The organism is Stenotrophomonas forensis (assembly GCF_028752115.1).
Lineage (GTDB): Bacteria > Pseudomonadota > Gammaproteobacteria > Xanthomonadales > Xanthomonadaceae > Stenotrophomonas > Stenotrophomonas forensis.
Map to the genome: position 1 here is coordinate 4,516,442 of NZ_CP082270.1, position 18,440 is coordinate 4,534,881.

At 67.5% G+C, this 18,440-nt stretch carries 16 protein-coding genes; 7 read left to right on the top strand and 9 right to left on the bottom strand.

The genetic code is table 11. The annotated features are described in order from the left end of the window. Positions 1-8: 8 nt before the first annotated feature. The 4 genes from cyoD to cyoA are packed head-to-tail and all read right to left on the bottom strand — an operon-like array spanning position 9 to position 3,862. Positions 9-341, bottom strand: a complete 333-nt coding sequence (gene cyoD / locus K5L94_RS20695; RefSeq protein WP_053510762.1) for a cytochrome o ubiquinol oxidase subunit IV — start codon at positions 339-341, stop codon at positions 9-11. 1 nt (position 342) lies between these two features. Beyond that, entirely contained in the window at positions 343-978 is a 636-nt protein-coding gene (gene cyoC / locus K5L94_RS20700) for a cytochrome o ubiquinol oxidase subunit III (protein ID WP_274511280.1), read from the bottom strand. Beyond that, positions 975-2,951 (bottom strand): cytochrome o ubiquinol oxidase subunit I, encoded by a 1,977-nt coding sequence (gene cyoB, locus K5L94_RS20705; RefSeq protein WP_006474876.1) that lies wholly within the window; start codon positions 2,949-2,951, stop codon positions 975-977. The genes cyoC and cyoB overlap by 4 nt, the downstream gene beginning before the upstream one ends. A 5-nt stretch (positions 2,952-2,956) precedes the next feature. Beyond that, the gene (cyoA, locus tag K5L94_RS20710) at positions 2,957-3,862 is read right to left on the bottom strand and encodes a ubiquinol oxidase subunit II (protein ID WP_053451044.1); all 906 of its coding nucleotides are present in this window, start codon (positions 3,860-3,862) and stop codon (positions 2,957-2,959) included. Between the two features lie 183 nt (positions 3,863-4,045). On the opposite strand from cyoA, the gene K5L94_RS20715 reads away from it, so the two are divergent. From K5L94_RS20715 to K5L94_RS20730, 4 genes are read left to right on the top strand one after another with little or no spacing between them, the layout of a single operon-like run. Beyond that, positions 4,046-5,461, top strand: a complete 1,416-nt coding sequence (locus tag K5L94_RS20715; RefSeq protein WP_274511281.1) for an aminotransferase-like domain-containing protein — start codon at positions 4,046-4,048, stop codon at positions 5,459-5,461. A gap of 55 nt (positions 5,462-5,516) precedes the next feature. Beyond that, positions 5,517-5,795: a hypothetical protein gene (locus tag K5L94_RS20720; RefSeq protein ID WP_232281358.1), complete on the top strand. Its 279-nt coding sequence runs from the start codon at positions 5,517-5,519 to the stop codon at positions 5,793-5,795. Next, the gene (locus tag K5L94_RS20725; RefSeq protein ID WP_053451047.1) at positions 5,795-6,397 is read left to right on the top strand and encodes a DUF6436 domain-containing protein; all 603 of its coding nucleotides are present in this window, start codon (positions 5,795-5,797) and stop codon (positions 6,395-6,397) included. The genes K5L94_RS20720 and K5L94_RS20725 overlap by 1 nt, the downstream gene beginning before the upstream one ends. A gap of 9 nt (positions 6,398-6,406) precedes the next feature. Continuing rightward, positions 6,407-7,921 carry an aminotransferase-like domain-containing protein gene (locus K5L94_RS20730; RefSeq protein WP_053451048.1) on the top strand — a complete coding sequence of 505 codons (1,515 nt, stop codon included), beginning with the start codon at positions 6,407-6,409 and terminating at the stop codon, positions 7,919-7,921. 70 nt (positions 7,922-7,991) lie between these two features. On the opposite strand, the gene K5L94_RS20735 is transcribed toward K5L94_RS20730, so the two are convergent. From K5L94_RS20735 to K5L94_RS20745, 3 genes are all read right to left on the bottom strand, one after another. Continuing rightward, positions 7,992-9,293 carry an aminotransferase class V-fold PLP-dependent enzyme gene (locus K5L94_RS20735; RefSeq protein ID WP_274511282.1) on the bottom strand — a complete coding sequence of 434 codons (1,302 nt, stop codon included), beginning with the start codon at positions 9,291-9,293 and terminating at the stop codon, positions 7,992-7,994. Further along, complete coding sequence (locus tag K5L94_RS20740; protein WP_274511283.1) at positions 9,293-11,695, bottom strand: TonB-dependent receptor plug domain-containing protein; 2,403 nt, start codon at positions 11,693-11,695, stop codon at positions 9,293-9,295. The genes K5L94_RS20735 and K5L94_RS20740 overlap by 1 nt, the downstream gene beginning before the upstream one ends. A gap of 217 nt (positions 11,696-11,912) precedes the next feature. Next, positions 11,913-12,314 carry a hypothetical protein gene (locus K5L94_RS20745; RefSeq protein ID WP_274511284.1) on the bottom strand — a complete coding sequence of 134 codons (402 nt, stop codon included), beginning with the start codon at positions 12,312-12,314 and terminating at the stop codon, positions 11,913-11,915. A 186-nt stretch (positions 12,315-12,500) separates the two neighbouring features. Between K5L94_RS20745 and K5L94_RS20750 the strand changes: the two genes are divergently transcribed. From K5L94_RS20750 to K5L94_RS20760, 3 genes are read left to right on the top strand one after another with little or no spacing between them, the layout of a single operon-like run. Then, entirely contained in the window at positions 12,501-13,328 is an 828-nt protein-coding gene (locus tag K5L94_RS20750) for an AraC family transcriptional regulator (protein ID WP_274511285.1), read from the top strand. A gap of 13 nt (positions 13,329-13,341) precedes the next feature. Continuing rightward, positions 13,342-14,454: an alpha/beta hydrolase family protein gene (locus K5L94_RS20755; protein ID WP_274511286.1), complete on the top strand. Its 1,113-nt coding sequence runs from the start codon at positions 13,342-13,344 to the stop codon at positions 14,452-14,454. 58 nt (positions 14,455-14,512) lie between these two features. After that, positions 14,513-15,184 carry a VOC family protein gene (locus K5L94_RS20760; RefSeq protein ID WP_274511287.1) on the top strand — a complete coding sequence of 224 codons (672 nt, stop codon included), beginning with the start codon at positions 14,513-14,515 and terminating at the stop codon, positions 15,182-15,184. A gap of 1 nt (position 15,185) precedes the next feature. Here K5L94_RS20760 and K5L94_RS20765 read toward each other — a convergent pair whose 3' ends face one another. Together K5L94_RS20765 and K5L94_RS20770 are read right to left on the bottom strand one after the other, a co-directional pair. Continuing rightward, a complete protein-coding gene (locus tag K5L94_RS20765) occupies positions 15,186-16,589 on the bottom strand; it encodes a TPM domain-containing protein (RefSeq protein WP_180878843.1) in 1,404 nt (467 codons plus the stop codon). Beyond that, the gene (locus K5L94_RS20770; RefSeq protein WP_053451055.1) at positions 16,586-18,421 is read right to left on the bottom strand and encodes a M3 family metallopeptidase; all 1,836 of its coding nucleotides are present in this window, start codon (positions 18,419-18,421) and stop codon (positions 16,586-16,588) included. The genes K5L94_RS20765 and K5L94_RS20770 overlap by 4 nt, the downstream gene beginning before the upstream one ends. Positions 18,422-18,440: the final 19 nt, after the last annotated feature.

Genomic DNA, 18,440 nt, shown 5'->3' on the forward strand with positions numbered 1-18,440 from the left:
GCGCAGGCTCAGTTGATCATCATGTGGTAGTGCATGCTCCAGATGATCCAGACCGACAGTGCGACGACGATGAACAGGATCACCAGGGTGAACACGAAGCTGGCCAGGTTCCAGCCACCTTCGGACTTGCGGTCCATGTGCAGGAAAAAGACCAGCTGCACCAGGATCTGCGCCACCGCGAAGCCGACCAGCAGGAACAGCGTGAGCGGCCGCGACAGCACCGGGTTCATCACCAGTGCGAACGGCACCACGGTGAGCAGCGCGCACAGCACGAAGCCGATCAGGTAGGACGTGGTGGAGCCGTGCGCATTGCCGGCGCGCGAGGTTTCGACGTGGGCCATGTCAGAAGGCTCCGATCAGGTAGACGAAGGTGAAGACGCAGATCCACACCAGGTCCAGGAAGTGCCAGAACAGGCTCAGGCACGAAACGCGGGTGATGTTGGTCGGGGTCAGGCCACGGCGGTAGACCTGGTGCATCACCACTGCCATCCAGATCAGGCCACTGGCCACGTGCAGGCCGTGGGTGGCCACAAGCGCGAAGAACGCTGACAGGTAGGCACTGGTGCTGGGGCCCGCGCCTTCGTGGATCAGGTGCGAGAACTCGTAGATCTCCATGCCGATGAACGAGGCGCCGAGCACGAAGGTCACGCCCAGCCAGCGCAGCACTGCCGAAGCGTCATGGCGGTGCATTGCCAGCACGGCCTGGCCGTAGGTGATGCTGGAGACCAGCAGCAGGAAGGTTTCGGCCATCACGAACGGCAGCGAGAACAGGTCCTTGCCGGTGGGGCCGCCTGCGTAGGCGGTGCTGAGCACCGCGTACGAGGCGAACAGCGAACCGAACAGCACCAGGTCGGACATGAGGTAGACCCACATGCCGAACACCTTCATGCCGCCCTGCTCATGGCTGTGGTCGTGTGCGTGGTGGTCCTCGTGCGCCGGCGTATCGCTGGCCAGCTCCGGGCGGGTCAACAGGTTCATGCGCGTACCTCCTTCAGCTTGGCCAGGTTGGCCGCCTCGGTGCGCGCCACCTCTTCGGAACTGACGTAGTAGTCCACGTCCTCGTCGTAGGAGCGCACGATCAGGGTCACGATCATGGCGATGAAGCTCGCGGCGGCCATCCACCAGATGTGCCAGACCAGCGCGAAGCACAGCACCAGGATCCAGATGTTGAGGATCAGCGGCACGCCGGTGTTCTTCGGCATGTGGATCGGCGCGTACTTCTTCGGCGGCGGCGGCAGGCCGCGCTTCTTCGCTTCGTGGAAGGCGTCCAGCTCATCGGCCTTGGGCACCACGGCAAAGTTGTAGAACGGCGGCGGCGACGGCGTGGCCCATTCCAGCGTGCGTGCATTCCACGGGTCGCCGGTCAGGTCCAGGTTGCGCTTGCGGTCGCGCACGCTCACGTAGATCTGCACCAGCATCAGGATGATGCCGGCGAACACGAACAGTGCACCGATGAAGGCGGCGATCAGGTACGGCGTCCACGCCGGGTTGTCGTACTGGTTCATGCGCCGGGTCATGCCCATGAAGCCGAGCATGTACAGCGGCATGAAGGCCAGGTAGAAGCCGATCACCCAGCAGGCGAAGGACCACTTGCCCAGGCGCTCGTTGAGGGTGAAGCCGAACACCTTCGGGAACCAGTAGGCAAAGCCGGCCAGGTAGCCGAACAACGCGCCGCCGATGATGGTGTTGTGGAAGTGTGCGACCAGGAACAGGCTGTTGTGCAGCAGGAAGTCCGCGCCCGGGATGGCCAGCAGCACGCCGGTCATGCCACCGATGGTGAAGGTGACCAGGAACGCGATGGTCCACAGCATCGGCACGCTGAACTCGACGCGGCCGCCGTACATGGTGAACAACCAGGTGAAGATCTTCACGCCGGTGGGAATGGCGATGATCATCGTCATGATGCCGAAGAAGGCATTGACGCTGGCACCGGAGCCCATGGTGAAGAAGTGGTGCAGCCAGACGATGAACGACAGGATGCCGATCGCCAGCGTGGCGCCCACCATCGACTTGTAGCCGAACAGCTTCTTGCGCGCGAACGTGGCGGTGACTTCAGAGAAGATGCCGAACGCCGGCAGCACCAGGATGTACACCTCCGGATGGCCCCAGGCCCACACCAGGTTCACGTACATCATCGGGTTGCCACCCAACGTGTTGGTGTAGAAGTTGAAGTCCAGGTAGCGGTCCAGGGTGAGCGCGCCCAGCGCCACGGTGAGGATCGGGAAGGCGGCGATGATGATCACGCTGGTGACCAGTACCGTCCAGGTGAACACCGGCATCTTCATCAGGGTCATGCCCGGCGCACGCATGCGCAGGATGGTGATGAACAGGTTGACGCCGGTCAGCAATGTTCCGATACCGGAGGCCTGCAACGCCCAGATGTAGTAGTCGACACCCACCCCTGGACTGAACTCGATACCCGACAGCGGCGGATAGGCGACCCAGCCGGTCATGGCGAATTCGCCAACACCCAGCGAGATCATCATCAGCGCGGCGCCGACCACGAAGATCCAGAAGCTGAAGGCGTTGAGGAACGGGAACGCCATGTCGCGCGCGCCGATCTGCAGCGGCACGATGATGTTCATCAGGCCGACCACGAACGGGGTGGCCACGAAGAAGATCATGATCACGCCGTGCGCGGTGAAGATCTGGTCGTAGTGTTCCGGTGGCAGGAAGCCGTCACTGCCCGGGCCGGCCGCGGCCAGCTGCGCGCGCATCATCAGCGCATCGGCGAAGCCACGCACCAGCATGACCAGCGCCACCACCACGTACATGATGCCGATCTTCTTGTGGTCCACGGTGGTGAACCAGTCACGCCACAGCGGGCCCCACAGCTTGAAGTACGTCACCGCGCCGAGCAGCGCGAGGCCACCCAGCACCATGGCCGCCAATGTGACCACCACGATCGGCTCGTGCAGCGGCACGGCCTCCCACGTCAATTTACCCAACATGTTCGTTACTCCTGGGAAACCTGGGCACCACCGGCAGCGCCCGCCGGGGTGGCGGCAGCGGTGTTCTCACCCACGCCGATGAACTGGTCGATGACCTTCTTGAACAGCAGCGGCTCGACACTGGAGAAGTGCTGTACCGGTGCATTCTTCGACGGCGCGGCCAGCGCCTTGAACTGGTTGAAATCCAGTGCCTGCGGCGCGCTGCGCACCTCGGCCACCCAGCGCTCGAAGTCTTCGTTGCTGCTGGCGGTGGCGATGAACTTCATGTTCGAGAAGCCATGCCCGCTGTAGTTGCCGGACATGCCGCGGAACTGGCCCGGCTCGTTGGCGATCAGGTGCAGCTGCGTGCGCATGCCGGCCATCGCATAGATCTGCCCACCCAGCTGCGGGATGAAGAAGGTGTTCATCGTCGAGTTGGAGGTGATGCTGAACGCCAGCGGGCGGTTGGCCGGGAAGTTGAGCTGGTTGACCGTGGCGATGCCCAGGTCCGGGTATACGAACACCCACTTCCAGTCGGTGGCGATCACGTCCACGTGCAGCGGTTCGCCAGCCACGTCCAGCGGCTTGTACGGGTCCAGTTCGTGGGTGGACTGCCAGACGATCACCGCCAACACCGCGATGATGACCAGCGGCACGCCCCAGACCACGATCTCCACCTTGGTGGAGTGCGACCAGTCCGGCGTGTATTTCGCCTTGGTGTTGCCGGCGCGGAAACGCCAGGCGAACACAAAGGTCAGCACGATGGCCGGTATCACCACGATCAGCATCAGGCCGATGCAGATCAGGATCAGGTCGCGCTGGGCGAGCCCGACCATGCCCTTCGAATCCAGCAGCACCCAGTCACAGCCCGACAGGCCGACGCAGGCCAGGGCGACCAGCGCCAGGCGGATGCGGTTCCAGCAGATATTCATTGGAGGTCAACCCTGTTGAAGAAGCGCGCTTGACCGGCTCGCCTGCGCGCAGCGCCCGGGCGTGGAGCGGCTACACTGTGGGTACGAGATCGCCTACAAGGAGGCGATCCACTCCAATCAAGCCCATACAAGATACATGATTGTATGGACTTGTGCATCTGCACGTATGGAAAAATCTGACCGATGACGCCTCCTGCCGCCGGCCGCCGCCTGAAACATCCCAACCGCACCTGGGTTCGCCCCTTCCGCGAGGGCGCCGGACCGCTGTACCTGCAGATTGCCCAGCAGGTGCGCGAGGCGGTGGATGACGGCGTGCTGCGCCCCGGCGACCGCCTGCCGCCGCAGCGCGACCTGGCCCAACAGGTGGGCGTGGACCTGACCACCGTCACCCGCGCCTTTGCCGAACTTCGCCAGGCCGGCCTGCTCGATGCGCAGGGCGCTGGCGGCACCTTCATTGCACTGTCGGCCGGCAACCGCAGCACCTCGGTCGACCTGAGCATGAACATCCCGCCGCTGCTGGGCAGCGCCCCGTTCGCGCAGGGCATGGAAGCCGGCTTCCAGCACGTGGGCCAGCAGCTGGGCCAGGGCGAGCTGATGAGTTACCACGTCGGTGCCGGCACCCGTGAGGACCGCGCCGCCGCCGTGCAGTGGCTGGCGCCCATGCTGGGCACCGTGGGGGCCGACCAGGTGGTGATCTGCCCCGGTGCGCAGACCGCGCTATGTGCACTGATCCTGGCCCGTACCCAGCCGGGCGAGCTGATCGCCGCCGAACAGCTGACCTACCCCGGGCTGCTGGCCGCCGCGCGCGTGCTGCAGCGGGGCGTGGTGCCGGTGGCGATGGACGCCGAAGGCATGCTGCCGGACGCGCTGGAAGAAGCCTGCCAGCTGCGCCGCCCGCGCCTGCTGTACCTGGTGCCGACCATCCAGAACCCGACCACGGCGACGATGTCGGCACAGCGCCGGCAGGCGCTGCTGGCGGTGGCAAAGCGCCACGATCTGACCGTGATCGAAGACGATCCCTACTGGTTGCTGGCCGGGGACGCCGCCCCGCCGCTGGCCGCCCACCGCGACGCCGGCTGCCCGGTCTATTACATCTCCACCCTGTCCAAGTGCCTGGCGCCGGGCCTGCGCACCGCCTATCTGGTGGTGCCGGCCGGCGAGCCGATGGAACCGGTGCTGGATGCGCTGCGCGCGATCGCGCTGATGCCGACCCAGTCGATGGTGGCCGTGGCCTCGCAATGGATCCGCAGCGGCCAGGCCCAGGACATGGTGCAGCGCTTCCAGCAGGAACTGCGCGAACGCCAGGCGATTGCCGCGCAGTACCTGCCGTCGCGTGCCCGCGCCCATCCGGCCGGCCTGCATGTCTGGTTGCCGCTGCCGCCACGGCTGGACCAGTACCGGCTGATCCAGGCCGCGCAGGAACAAGGCCTGGGCATCGCCAGCTCCGATGCCTTCAGCGTGGAGGAACCGCCACCGGGCAACGCGATCCGCCTGTCGCTGGGCGGCGCGGTTGACCAGGGCGCGCTGGCCGGGGCGCTGGCCAAGCTGAATGAGATCCTGTCCGAAGCCCCCGAAGCGCGGCACAGCGCCATCGTCTGAACCGTGCGCATGGCGCGCCATCCATACAAGATGATATTTTGTATGCAATGTATGGATGAAGGGACGAGCGTCGATGCGCGCCGAGAAACTGAAGTTCCACCTGGTGATGGCCGGGTGCGGTGGCTTTGTGGTGCTGATGCTGGCCGCGCTGGCCTGGGTCTGCCTGCAGCCGCAGACCGTGGATGTGCAGGCCGCCGAGCGCCACGCCATCGAGCAGTGCGTGCAGCGCAGCGAGGATCCGGCGCGTAGCGAGATCCAGCGCCGCGCGCAGGCCGACTCCTGCCGCGAGATGCGCAAGCAGTACGTGCACAAGTTCGGCGGAGACGCGTCCTGATGGGCGCAGCCGCGCCGCGCGCGCGCCGCTGGCTGCTGCCGACGATGATCGCCCTCGCCTGCCTGTTCATGGCCGGCGTGGCGGCGGCGTTGTGGCAGTACTTCGGCTACGGCGCGCAATCCACCTTCACCGAACAGGCCATCGTCTTCGACGACTCGCAGCTGCGCCTGCCGGCCAATCTGGCCGGCGATACCGGCCGCATCCGCGTGGTGCATTTCTGGGACCCGGCCTGCGCGGTCTGCAACCGCGAAACCGGCGCACACCTGAGCTACCTGATCAGCATGTACCGCCGCGCCGGCATCGACTTCTATGCGATCCGCCGCCCCGGTACCGAGGGCGAACTGCCCGAGCCGCTGCGCAGCAAGGTGATCCAGCTGCCGACCATCGACGGCATCGAACACATTCCGGCCAGCCCTGCGGTGGCGATCTGGGACCGGCAGGGCCACCTGGCGTATGCCGGCCCGTACAGCATCGGCATGGTCTGCAACTCGGCCAACAGCTTCGTCGAACCGCTGCTGGACAAACTGGTGCGCGGCGAAACCGTACGCCCGAAAGGACTGCTTGCCGTGGGCTGTTACTGCCCCTGGCACGCCCCGCGCTGAGGACGCGCAATGACTTCACCGAGACTGGCCGGCGCGACCGCCGTAAACAACAACGGCGGTCACCTGCCCGAACCGACCGATGGTTATGGACAGGCTCCCGCCGTTGGAAGCAACGATACGCCCCGACATGCTCCCTACATGCCGCGACCGGATGTCGCAGCCCGCGAATGGGTGCAGGACGTGCTCGCGCACACTGGGCCGATCTACCTGCGCATCGTCAATTCGCTGGAACGCACGGTGCGTCGCGGCGGCCTTGCACCAGGACAACGCCTGCCTTCGCAGCGCGCACTGGCGCTGCAGCTCGGCGTCGACCTGACCACGGTCACCCGTGCCTTCGATGAAGCACGCAAGCGTGGCCTGATCGAGGCGCGCGGTCCGCAGGGCAGTTTCATCGCACCGCCCAAGGCCGGCTTCGAGCAGGTGGTGGACCTGAGCATGAACGTGCCGCCGGTGCCCGATGCCGATGCACTGGCCGAGACGCTGCGCCGTGGCGCCGCCGCCGTACTTGCGCGCAGCAACGCGCCCAACCTGATGACCTACCACCTGGGCGGCGGCAACCCGACCGATCGCCATGCGGCGGCGCGCTGGCTGCGGCCGATGCTGGGCACCGTGGACGACGCCTGCCTGCTGCTGACCGAAGGCGCCCAGGTCGCGCTGGCGGCGATCCTGCTCAGCCAGAGCCGCGATGGCGATGCGATCCTGTGCGACACGCTGGTCTACCCGGGGTTGCTGCAGGCAGCGGCCGCACTGGGCCGGCGCCTGCTGCCAGTGGACAGCGACGAACACGGCATGTGCCCCGAGGCACTGGCCCGGCAGGCTCGCGAAAGCGGCGCGCGGCTGGTCTATCTCAATCCGACCTGCCAGAACCCGACGGCGCTGACCCTGCCACTGCAGCGGCGCGAAGCGTTGGCGCGCGTACTGGAAAGCGAAGGCCTGCTGGCGATCGAAGACGATCCGTACTGGCACCTCGCCGAGGACGCGCCGACAGCGCTGGCAACCCTGGCCCCACGCCACGTGTTCTACGTGGCCACGCTGTCGAAAGTGATCAGCCCAGGCTTGCGCACGGCCTTCGTGCAATGCCCGGATGCGGCGCATGCCGAGTCGATGACGGCCGCGCTGCGGGCGACCCGCTTGATGGGTCATCCGCTGGTGTCGGCGCTGGCCAGCCAGTTGCTGCTGGATGGCTCGGCGCAATCGTTGCTGGCGCAGGTACGCAGCGAGGCGCGCGAGCGCATGCGCATGGCGCGCTATCTGCTGGCACCGTCGCTGCTGCAGCGCGCCGAAGGCCTGCATGCCTGGTGCCGGGTTCCGGCGCCCTGGACCGATGCCACCTTGGTACGCACCGCGCAGCTGCAGGGGCTGGCCATTGCGCCCTCATCGGCGTTCTGCCCGCCCGGGGTGCTGCATCAGAACGGCGTGCGGCTGTCACTGGGGCTGGCGGCGGACCGCCGGCAACTGGAAAGTGCGCTGCGGCGGATTGACCGCTTGCTGTTGTCCGATGCGTTGCCGGCAATCGAGCGGTAGGCCTGGTAGTGCCGGCCGCTGGCCGGCAACGGCGTGCACGGATCATGAGGTTGCCGGCCAGCGGCCGGCACTACCCCAATGCCGCCAAAGCCTTCACCAATGCATCCATCTGCTCCGGCCGGGTGAACACTGACGGCGTCACCCGTACGCAGGCGCCGGAATCAAGCCCGTCGCGGTGCGTGGTGAACACCCGATGCTCGTCCAGCAGGCGCTTCTGCAGCGCGATGTTGTCGGCCGTGCTGGTGCGCCCGCGCAGGCGGAAGCTGGCCAGCGCACTGGCCAGCGCCGGGTCCGGCGAGGACAGCACTTCGATATGTGCCATCTGCCGTGCCGGCTCTGTCCAGCGCTCGCGCAGGTAGCGCAGGCGCGCCTGCTTGTTGGCCGCACCGATGCGCTGGTGCAATGCGATCGCTTCCGGCAGTGCCAGGTAGGCGGCGAAGTTGACCGTGCCGGTGTGCACCCGGCTGCCCACGCGGCCATCGTCGGTCTCGCCCATGTACGGGTCCAGATCCGCCACGCGGCCCTTGCGCACGTACATCGCGCCAACGCCGACCGGTGCACCGATCCATTTGTGCAGGTTGATGCCAACGAAGTCGGCTTTCAGGTCTGGCACCGCATAGTCGATCTGGCCGAAGCCATGTGCCGCATCGACGATCACATCGATGCCGCGCGCCTGCGCACGCTCGGCGATCTCCGCCACCGGCAGCACCAGCCCGTGGCGATGGCTGACCTGGGTCAGCAGCACCAGCTTCAGCCGCGGCAGGCGCGCGAACGCGGCCTCGTAGACCTGCAGGATCTGCGCGTGGTCTGGCACTGCCGGCAGTGCGATGCGCTCCACCTGCGCGCCGCGACGCTGCTGCAGCCAGCGCATCGCGCCGATCATGCTGTCGTAGTCGATGTCGGCGTACAGCACCTGGTCACCGGGCTGCAGGCGGTTGTAGCCGCCGATCAGGGCCAGCATCGCCTCGGTGGCGCCGCGGGTCAGCGCGATCTCGTCGGCCGCCACGCCCAGCATTTCGGCCACCTGCCGCTGCACCGCCATGTACTGCGCCGGGAATTCACGGCGGCCATACCACGCATTGCCACGGTTCACCTCGGCGGTGTGGCGCTGGTAGCTGGCCAGCGTCTCGCGCCCCATCGCACCCCAGTAGCCGTTCTCCAGGTGGTTCACTTCGTCGGTGATGTCGAAGTGACTGGCCACCGCGGACCAGTAGGTTTCATCGTGGGCCAGCTCTTCCGGTGCCACGGTCTTCGCAGGAATCTCCATCGGCCCAGCGTAGCGCGCGGCCGCTTGGGCAGGCAGTGAAGGCAGCACGGCGGCGGCCGGCAGCAAGGTGCCGGCACGCAGCAGGGAACGACGGGTACGGTCCATCAGAAGCTCAACCGGTACTGTGCGTAGAGGTTGGCGCCATCGGTGTCGTACGGCGCGTTGCGCGAATAGACCAGGCCACGGCTGGCCTGGAAGGTGGCCTCATCCGGGTAGCGGTCGAACACGTTGTCGGCGCCCACGCGCAGGCTGTGGTGCTCGTTGATGCGATAGCCCACGGCCAGGTCGAGGAAGCTCATCGCGCCGAAACGCTGGTAGATGTCGCCCACTGCGTTGCCGCTGGAGTCGGTCCAGGCGCCGTAGTAGCGCATGCGCGCCATCAGCGACCACGCGCCGATGTCCCAGCTGCCGGTCAGGCTGCCCTTGTGCTCGGGCAGGCGGTCTTCGAACAGCACGCGCTGGGTCTCGTTGGTGGCCACCGAGGTGCTGCCGTTGTCCACGCGTGTGCGGTTGTAGTTGTAGGCCAGGGTCAGCGTCATGCGGCCCGCGCCGAGGTCGCGCAGGTAGTTGCCGACCACGTCCACGCCGGTGGTGGTGGTGTCGAAGTCGTTGGTGAAATAGTTCACCGAGGTATAACCCAGCGGATTGGGCGTGCCGGCCGGAATGGCGAAGCTGGCCGACTGGCTGAAGCGGTCGGTGAGCTTGATCTGGTACACATCCACCGAGCCGGACAGGCCCAGGTCGGTGCGCCAGGTCAGGCCCAGCGAGGCGGTACGCGATTCCTCCGGCTTGAGCGGCTTGGCACCGAGCAGCTGGGCCAGCGGATCATTCGGCGACAGGCGGCCGCTGGTGAAGATCTGCAGCGTGCGCGTGTCCAGGCCCTGCGTGGTGCTGGTGGTGCTGAGCTGCGCCGGGGTCGGTGCACGGAAGCCGGTGGACACGGTACCGCGCAAGGCCACGTCCGGGGTGATCGCAAAGCGCGCCGAGAGCTTGCCGTCCAGCGTACTGCCGAAGCTGGAGAAGTCTTCATAGCGGCTGGCCGCGCCGATGCTCCAGCGCTCGCCCAGCGGCACCTCCATATCCACATAGGCCGCCTTGCTGCGCTGGCTCCACTGCCCGGCCTGACTGGCCGAGAAGCCCGGCGCGCCGTTGGAATTGGCTTCCAGGCCAGCAGCTGCACCCGGGCCGACCGCGTACGACGCTGGATCACCTGCGCGCACCTGGTAGGTCTCCTGGCGGAACTCGCCACCGAAGGCGACGTTGATCGGCTTGGCCAGCGCGGCCACGTCCCACTCGTAGTTGAAGTCGGCGTTGGCGTTCTTCTCGGTCTGGGTCAGGCGACCGAGATCGAACGCGGTCGGGCTGGCCGGGCCGAGCGAGGCATTGATCGAGTTCTTCAGGCTGTAGTCGATGGCGTTGCGACCGTACGAGGCGCTCACATCCCAACGCAGCTTGGGCGTGATCTCGCCACGCAGGCCACCGACCAGCTGCAGGTCGTTCTGCGTGTTGCCGTACTGCGGGCTGAAGCCCACCGGATAGATCGAGCGCAGGTTCCAGCCGGGGAAGATCGTGGTCGTACGGTAGGCGCCGGTGGTGGTATCGGGGTTGCGCCAGTTGAAATCGCTGACGCCATCGCTGTGGCTGTACAGGCCGAAGGCATAGAGCTCCAGCGTGTCGCTGGCGTTGGCCTTCACGTTGAAGCCGACACGGCGGCTTTCAAGATCCGGCTGGCCCCAGCGCTGCACCGGATTGGGCACGTCCAGGTCCGGATGTGCGGCCTGGAAGGCGATGGCATCCGGGCGCTGGCGGGTGCGCGAGGTGGCATCGGAATTGGACGATTCGGCGAACAGCACCAGGCTGCCGTAGTCACCCAGCGACCAGCCGGTGCGCGCACTGAAGTCGCGCGAGGCACCGTCGCCCTGCGCATACTGCGAATAGCCGGCGGTGATCTCGGTACCGGGGCCATCCTCGAGAATGATGTTGATGACGCCGGCGATGGCGTCCGAGCCGTACTGCGCCGAGGCACCATCACGCAGCACTTCGATGCGCTTGATCGCACTGGTCGGAATCTGCGCCAGGTCGGCCGCCTGCGCACCGCGGTTGCCCAGCAACGCGCTGCGGTGGAAACGGCGGCCGTTGACCAGCACCAGCGTCTGGTCTGGCGACAGGCCACGCAGGGTAGCCGGGCGCACAAACACCTGGCCATCGGCCATCGGCAGGCGCTGCACCACGAACGACGGCACCAGCTGGGCCAGCACGTCCTTCAGGTCGGTGGATTCAACCGACTTGATGTCTTCCTTGGTGAACACATCCACCGGCGCCAGCGTTTCGAACTGGGTGCGGTTGGAGGCGCGGGTGCCGGTGACCAGCATCGCATCGAGCTGGGTGGGCGCCGCGCGGCTGCCTGCCGAGGCATCGACCGCATCGGCCTCCGCTGCGATCGCGCCTCCTGCGCTGGCCATGGAAAGGGCAAGGAGGATGGAACGCGAAAGCTTCGAACGATGCACGGCAGGGCTCCGGAAAGGCACGACAGGGCCAGCACCTGCGCAGGCACAACAGGGCTGGACAAGGCGCGCAGTCTCGGCGCGATCTGTGAAGGAGCCATGACGTGAGTACGACAGCTTGATGCGCCAACCCAGGTTGGCCCTACCAGAACCCATCAGCAGATCCACGCCATGCGTGGATGGCGAACGCCACCCCAGGCCCCATTCCCGCGTACTGGGGCTAGCCGTTGCCGTCGTCGCCAAAGCCGAAGCGGGCCGGCCGCGCCGTTCGCAGCGGAACGAACATCAGGGCGGCGAACACCACCAGGGCGGGGGTGGACATGATCCAGATGCCCCTGTTGCGAATCCCGATGCCCATGACGTCGGCCTGCAGATCGCCGATCCACTGCAGCTGCGTCAGTATCATCACCAGCCCGCCGATGGTCGCGCACGGCAATCCACCGTGACCAGCCGCAAACAACGTCGGTGTCAGGCACGCGCCCAGCAACGCGAAGCCGGCGCGGTACACCCAGGGATTGCCGCGCCACCGTGGTGCGCCGAACAACATCAGCAGCAGCAGCGCCAGGGTCAGCAGACTGGGCAGTACCCAGAGCATGAGCAGCATCTGGATCATCTCGATCATCGGCCGGGCTCCACTGGCCGGGCATCCCACGCCGTCGTTCGCATCTTCCTGCTCCTGATCTCGTCCATGAAGCGCACATTGTTGCTGGTGTGCTGGAAGAGGCAAAGCCCCGGCGGCGCAAGAACTGCTAAACGAAGCGCCACGCGATCCGCTACTGTGCCTGGCATCGGCTTCAGGGAACGGCGGATGAGCGCGGCAGGCAAGGCATTGTGGTACATCGAAACGCATGCGGATTCACCGCTGGCACTGGCCGATATCGCAGCGGCGGCCGGGCTTTCGCCGTTCCACCTGTCACGCCTGTTCCAGGCCCGCACCGGCACCTCGGTGGTGCGCTACCTGCGGGGGCGGCGCCTGAGCGCCGCCGCGCAGCGACTGGCCGAGGGTGCGGGTGACATCCTGTCGGTGGCACTGGCGGCGGGCTACACCACCCATGCCGCGTTCACCCGCGCCTTCTGCGAACAGTTCGGGCAGACGCCGGAGCGGGTACGCGAGAACGGCATCGCTGGATTGGCACTGGTGCAGGCAATACGCGTGGATGAAGCGCCGGCCGCCTGCACGGAAGCCCCGCGCCTGCTCGACACGCCCGCCTTCCAGGTCGCTGGCATCGGCATGCGCCACACCCGTGACAGCAGCGGTGCGATTCCCGGGCAGTGGGCGCAGCTCAACCGCGAATGGCCAACGCCGGCGCCGATCAGCTTCGGCGTGTGCTGCAACAGCGATGACGACGGCGGCTTCGACTACATCGCGGCACTGCCGGCCAGCGCGCGATCGACGGTACCCGCGCATTGGCAACGGGTCACGGTGCCCGCGCGTCGCTATCTGGTGGCCTGGCACGGCGGGCACATCTCCAGCATCCGCTCCACCTGGTTCTGGCTGCTGGACCACTACCTTCCCCACTCGGGCCTGAGCCTGGCCGATGCGCCGGACCTGGAACGCTACGACGCCCGCTTCGATGAGCACACCGGCCATGGTGGCGTGGAAATCTGGTTGCCGGTGGACCAACGCCCTCGCTGACATGGAGTTGAAGATGCGCATGAAGGCCACTGTGCTGGGAATGATCCTGACGGGCCTGGCAACTGTCGCCGCCGCCGACGAAACCGGGTTGGCCGGCGAGCGCCACGGCACCACGACGGTGGACAGCGCCGCGGTGCGCGATGTGCAGCACCGCGACGCGCTGCGCTACACGGTCTGGTATCCGGCACAGGCCGGCAGCCGCGAAACCGCGCTGACCATCGGCCCGCCCGATGCGCCCCTGTTCGACGTCGGACGTGCAGCGCTGGATGCACCGGTTGCGGGCACGCGCCTGCCAACCCTGCTGTTCTCGCATGGCAATGGCGGCAGCGCGCGCATGATGGGCTGGCTGGGCACGGCGCTGGCGCGCGCCGGGTATCTGGTGATCGCGGTCGATCATCCGGGCAACAACGGTGCCGATCCGATGACCCTGCCGGGCAGCGTGCTGAGCTGGTTGCGTGCCGATGATCTACGCGCTGCGCTGGCGGCGGTACAGGCCGATCCGGTGCTCGGTGCACACGTCGATCGCGGTCGATTGGGGGTGGTCGGGTTCTCGGCCGGTGGCTACACCGCGCTGCTGGCCGCCGGTGCACGACCCGACCTGCAACGGCTGCTGGCGTTCTGCCGTGCACATCCGGATGACGGCGTCTGCCGGCCCCAGCAGGAGGCCGCCACGCACACCATGGAAGCGCGCCTGGCCGCCGCGACCTCCCCTGCACTGGCCCCCTGGATCTCCCACTCTGACGACGCGCGCGCCCTTCCCGGCGTGCGCGCGGTGTTCCTGCTGGCGCCCGCGATCGTGCAGGCGTTCGCGCCCGGGCAGCTGTCCTCGTTGCAGCTGCCGGTGTCGATCGTGCTGGGCGATGCTGACAAGGTTGCCCCGCCGACGAGCAATGGCGAAGCCGCACAGGCATTGATTCCGGGTGCGACGTTGCTGCGCCTGGCGGATGTCGGCCACTACGATTTCCTGTCCACCTGTACGGCTGCCGGCGTGCAGCGGCTACCGGACCTGTGCACCGCTGCGACGTCAACGGCGGGAACCCACCGGCGGACGGTGGATGCAGCGACGGGGTTCTTCGACGCTGCGCTGGGTGAGCCGCACGATAACGAACCGTTGCACCTACGGTGACGCGTGCGCAATCCCCGCAGGATTAAACTCGGCGCATGCGCTCCACCGAGGATCGATCATGCGCCTGCTCCACCTGACCCTGCCGGTGTCCGACGTGGCCACCGTCGCCGCGTACTTCCACGACGTGCTGCAGCAGCGCGTGGTCGGCAACCACGTGCACGTCGGCTGGAGCACGATCGAACTGCAGCCCGCCGCTGATCATCCGGTCGGCGGCGTGCACCTGGCCTTCAACGTGCCCGACAACCGCTTCGGCGAGGCGATGGCCTGGCTGCGCGAGCGCACCGCCTTGCAACGCAATCCAGTCGGACTGGACTACTTCGCGCTGGAAAGCAGCTGGCAATCGCAGTCGGTGTACTTCACCGGTCCCGATGGCCTGATCCTGGAACTGATCGGACGCCGCCGCCTGCCGGGCAGCACGCGCCAAGGCGCTTTCCACGGCGGCGAGCTGACCTGCCTCAGCGAAGTCGGCCTGCCCAGCCACGATGTCGACAGCGTGCGCGAGCAGGCCAGCCAGCGCTTCGGCCTGCAGCCGATCAGCCCGCCGTCGCCGCAGTTCGCGCCGATGGGCGACGACGAGGGCCTGCTGATCGTGGTGGCGGCCGATCGCCGCTGGTTCCCCGAGCAGAAGGATCTGCCCAACGCGCAGGGCCTGCAGCTGCAGGTCGGCGATGTAGGCGGCGCGGGTGTTGTGGAAGACGCTTCGCTGGGGTGGCGGGTGCAGGCTGCCTGAACTACCAGCTGCCCGACGCGCCACCGCCGCCGCTGCGCCCGCCGCCACCGGACCAATCGCTGGAACTGCTCGAGGATGAACGTGACGACGCACTGCTGGACGCGCTGCGAGAGCCACCGGATGAGCGCAGGCCGCCGCGTGCCCTGTCAGCCGGCAGCAGGGTGAAGATCCACACGAAATACAGCACCAGCGTGCCCGCACTCCACCCGATCGTCGCCGCAAGGCGCGCCGCCGGCTCGGCCCGATCGATGGCCAGCAGTGCGAAGAGTGCGTAGCCGGCGCTCAGCAGCAACAACACCGTGAACCGTACCGCGAAGCTGCCGCGATCCTTGTGCCAGCGCGCGCGGCCGGCCTGTACGATGAAAAACACCAGCATCGCGGCAATGCCCACGGCCAGGTCCAGCAACACGTGCAGGGCCAGGCTGGGCGGCAACTGGCCCCGCAGCAGCATCACCCCGAAAAACACCCCATTGGCCCCGAGCAGGCCCAGCAATACAACGCGCAGGCCCCGGCTGCGGCGCCAGCACCAGCCGAGCAGGCTCGCCACGGGTACGCACAGCGCCAGCACGAAGCAGAGCGCCGCCATTGCCTGGCGGGGTGCCCACAGCGCCGCCGCCAGCACACCGGCGGCGATCACCGCAGTCACCAGCACCGGGCGGCCCCAGGCCGGTAACCGCTTCGGTCGTGTCTGCGGCGTGGCGGCCGCACGCGATGTTCCGCGCCGGCGCTGGCGATGCCTGCGCGCGAAGTCGTCCGGCGTCCTTGCCTCGGGCCGCGAGGGCGGCGACCGCCACAGCCCGGCGAGGAAGCCGGCCAGCAGCGACAGGGCAACCACCGAATCCGCGCTGCGCCAGTCCGGCGGCAGCACGTTGCGTGCCGACGGGTCTTCCCAGCCCGGCAACGCCTCGCCATCAATCAGCGCGACCACGACCTTCGTTCCATCCAGCAGCCCCTGGTCGAGGTCGCCCTCGCGGAAGCGCGGCACGATCGCCTTGTCGATGATGCGTGCGGCATAGGCATCGGGAATCGCACCTTCCAGGCCATAGCCGGTCTGGAGGCGCACGCGGCGGTCCTGCACGGCCACCAGCAGCAGCACGCCATCATCGACACCGGCGCGGCCCAGCTGCCATTGCTCGAACACCCGCTGTGCATAGGCTTCGATGCCCTCGTCGCCAACCTGGTCGACCACCAGCACCTGCAACTGCGCGCCGGTACGCGCCTGCAGCTGTAGCGCCTGCGTGCGCAGCGCGTTGCGGGTGTCCACCGACAGCGCATGGGCGGTGTCCACGACCGGATCATCCAGCGCCGGCACCGCCACGGCGGCCATCGCCATCATCGGCAACAGGCACAGCAGCAACAGCCCTACCGTGGCCCAGCTCCGCCTGACCGCGCGCAGCCCGCTCATGCTCCCTGCCCCTGCTCGATCCGCGCATGCAATGCCCGCAGCTGTGCGGCCAACTGGTTGAACACCTGCAGATCGGCATCCACCAGGGCCGGCCAATCCGGCGCCTGCCCCAGCAGCTGTGCCACCTGCTCGTTCGGCGCGCGATCAAAGCCTTCGCCCAGCACGGCCAGATAGCGCTGACGGAACCGCTCAGGGTCGCGCTGGTCCTGCACGTAGAGCTGCACGGCCAACAGCCCTGCATACAGGTAGTTCACCAGATAGTTCGGGTCGTCATACATCAGGCGCTTGCCGATCCAGCTGTTGCGCAGCTGCGGATAGTGCTCCGGATCCTGGCCGAAGCGCGCCAGCACCTGGCCGGTCAGCGCATCCAGGTCATCGGCGGTACCCAGCGTGTTGTCGGCCACGCCCCGGTAGATCGACTGCTCCAGCTGCGCCTCCTCGGACGAGGTGAACAGCTGCAGCACCATGTCGTCCAGCAGCGACTTCAGGTAGTAGGCCTTGGCCCGCGGGTCCTGCGCCTGCTGGTACAGCTGGTCGCGGAAGCGCAGTTCGTTGTAGATGGCGAACGCCTCGGTCAGCCATGGGCTGCCATTGCGCTGCAGCGGCGACGCATGGCCACGCTGCATCCACTCGCCATGCAGCGCGTGACCGGCTTCGTGCGCGATCTCGACATCGCTCTCCAGCTCGCCGCTGCGCACGCCGACGAACAGCATTGCCGGTGCGCCAGGTGCGCTCACCGGGAAGGCATCCAGGCTGCGGTCACCGCGCTCGGTGGCCAGGTCCATGCGCCGGTTGGCCGGATCGAGCAGCGCGCGCAGCTCGCCAACATACGCCGGGCCCAGGTGCTGCATGGCATCGGCGGCGGTGTCGCGCAGCTGCGGCAGCGCCAGCACCGGCGGGGTGTATCCGGCATCGGGCACCGTGGTATCCCAGAGCTGCGGCGCATCGATGCCCGAGCGCGCGGCGTGGCGCAGCAGCATGTTCTGGTAGCCACGCCGATCGCCAGCATGATGTTCGATTGCCAGCAACGTCGCATCCACCGCCGATGTATCCAGGCCCATGCGCTGGTAACCACGCGCCGGGGCCGAGCCATCGCCCTGCAGGCGTGCGGCGGCATCGTTCACCTGCACCAGCCCCAGCAGTACCGAGGCCATCGGCTCCCGGCGTGATTGAAGACCTTGCCAGTAGCCCTTCCAACCGGCCTCGCGCAGCGCGCGGTCCGGATGCCGGGCCAGCGCCTGCTTGTCGTGCCCGGTATCCCAGTGCCGTCCATCGCGCTCGATCTGCGGGTACTCGGCGCTGCGCAGGATCTGCCCACGCAGGCGCGCGAAGCTGTCCAGCGCCGGATCCGCCAGGGCGTCCACCGCCTCATCCAGCGCGGCATCGGCCGGGACGGCGGCTTCCTTCAGTGCACGCGCGCGCAGGAACGCATACGGTGCTGTCCACTCGGCGTCAACGGGCGCCTCACGCAGTGCAGCGCGAGCAGTTCGGGCGATGCGGCTGCACAGCCCCATCACCTGGTCCAGCGCCTGTGCCGGTCGGTGGTCGCGCGCGTTGCGGGCGGCCTGCAGGTGCAGGTAGGCATGATGGCGCAGGCACTGTGCCTGCATGGCCTCGGCCTGCTGGAAACGTTGCGCGGGCGCAATGCCGGCCGCATGCTGCAGGGCCTCCAGCTGCTTCTCCAGCGCATCACGCGCGCGCTGCTCGGCCGCCGCATCGGCGAAGTAGGCACGATCATCGGCCTGCAGCGATTCCGCCCGGATACCGGCAAGAGGGGCCATCGCCAGAATCACGGCAACGACTGCGGTAGTGCGCATCCTGCGAGCCTGCATCGGCGTCTCCCTGCCTGGA

Bases quoted from the DNA above. Each gene is read 5' to 3' on its own strand.
- K5L94_RS20755 (WP_274511286.1), top strand. From the start codon at position 13,342: ATGCGCATGAAGGCCACTGTGCTGGGAATGATCCTGACGGGCCTGGCA.
- K5L94_RS20730 (WP_053451048.1), top strand. From the start codon at position 6,407: ATGACTTCACCGAGACTGGCCGGCGCGACCGCCGTAAACAACAACGGC.
- K5L94_RS20725 (WP_053451047.1), top strand. From the start codon at position 5,795: ATGGGCGCAGCCGCGCCGCGCGCGCGCCGCTGGCTGCTGCCGACGATG.
- cyoA (WP_053451044.1), bottom strand. From the start codon at position 3,862: ATGAATATCTGCTGGAACCGCATCCGCCTGGCGCTGGTCGCCCTGGCC.
- cyoC (WP_274511280.1), bottom strand. From the start codon at position 978: ATGAACCTGTTGACCCGCCCGGAGCTGGCCAGCGATACGCCGGCGCAC.
- cyoD (WP_053510762.1), bottom strand. From the start codon at position 341: ATGGCCCACGTCGAAACCTCGCGCGCCGGCAATGCGCACGGCTCCACC.
- K5L94_RS20765 (WP_180878843.1), bottom strand. From the start codon at position 16,589: ATGAGCGGGCTGCGCGCGGTCAGGCGGAGCTGGGCCACGGTAGGGCTG.
- K5L94_RS20735 (WP_274511282.1), bottom strand. From the start codon at position 9,293: ATGGACCGTACCCGTCGTTCCCTGCTGCGTGCCGGCACCTTGCTGCCG.
- K5L94_RS20770 (WP_053451055.1), bottom strand. From the start codon at position 18,421: ATGCAGGCTCGCAGGATGCGCACTACCGCAGTCGTTGCCGTGATTCTG.
- K5L94_RS20720 (WP_232281358.1), top strand. From the start codon at position 5,517: ATGAAGGGACGAGCGTCGATGCGCGCCGAGAAACTGAAGTTCCACCTG.
- K5L94_RS20750 (WP_274511285.1), top strand. From the start codon at position 12,501: ATGAGCGCGGCAGGCAAGGCATTGTGGTACATCGAAACGCATGCGGAT.
- cyoB (WP_006474876.1), bottom strand. From the start codon at position 2,951: ATGTTGGGTAAATTGACGTGGGAGGCCGTGCCGCTGCACGAGCCGATC.
- K5L94_RS20745 (WP_274511284.1), bottom strand. From the start codon at position 12,314: ATGATCGAGATGATCCAGATGCTGCTCATGCTCTGGGTACTGCCCAGT.
- K5L94_RS20715 (WP_274511281.1), top strand. From the start codon at position 4,046: ATGACGCCTCCTGCCGCCGGCCGCCGCCTGAAACATCCCAACCGCACC.
- K5L94_RS20760 (WP_274511287.1), top strand. From the start codon at position 14,513: ATGCGCCTGCTCCACCTGACCCTGCCGGTGTCCGACGTGGCCACCGTC.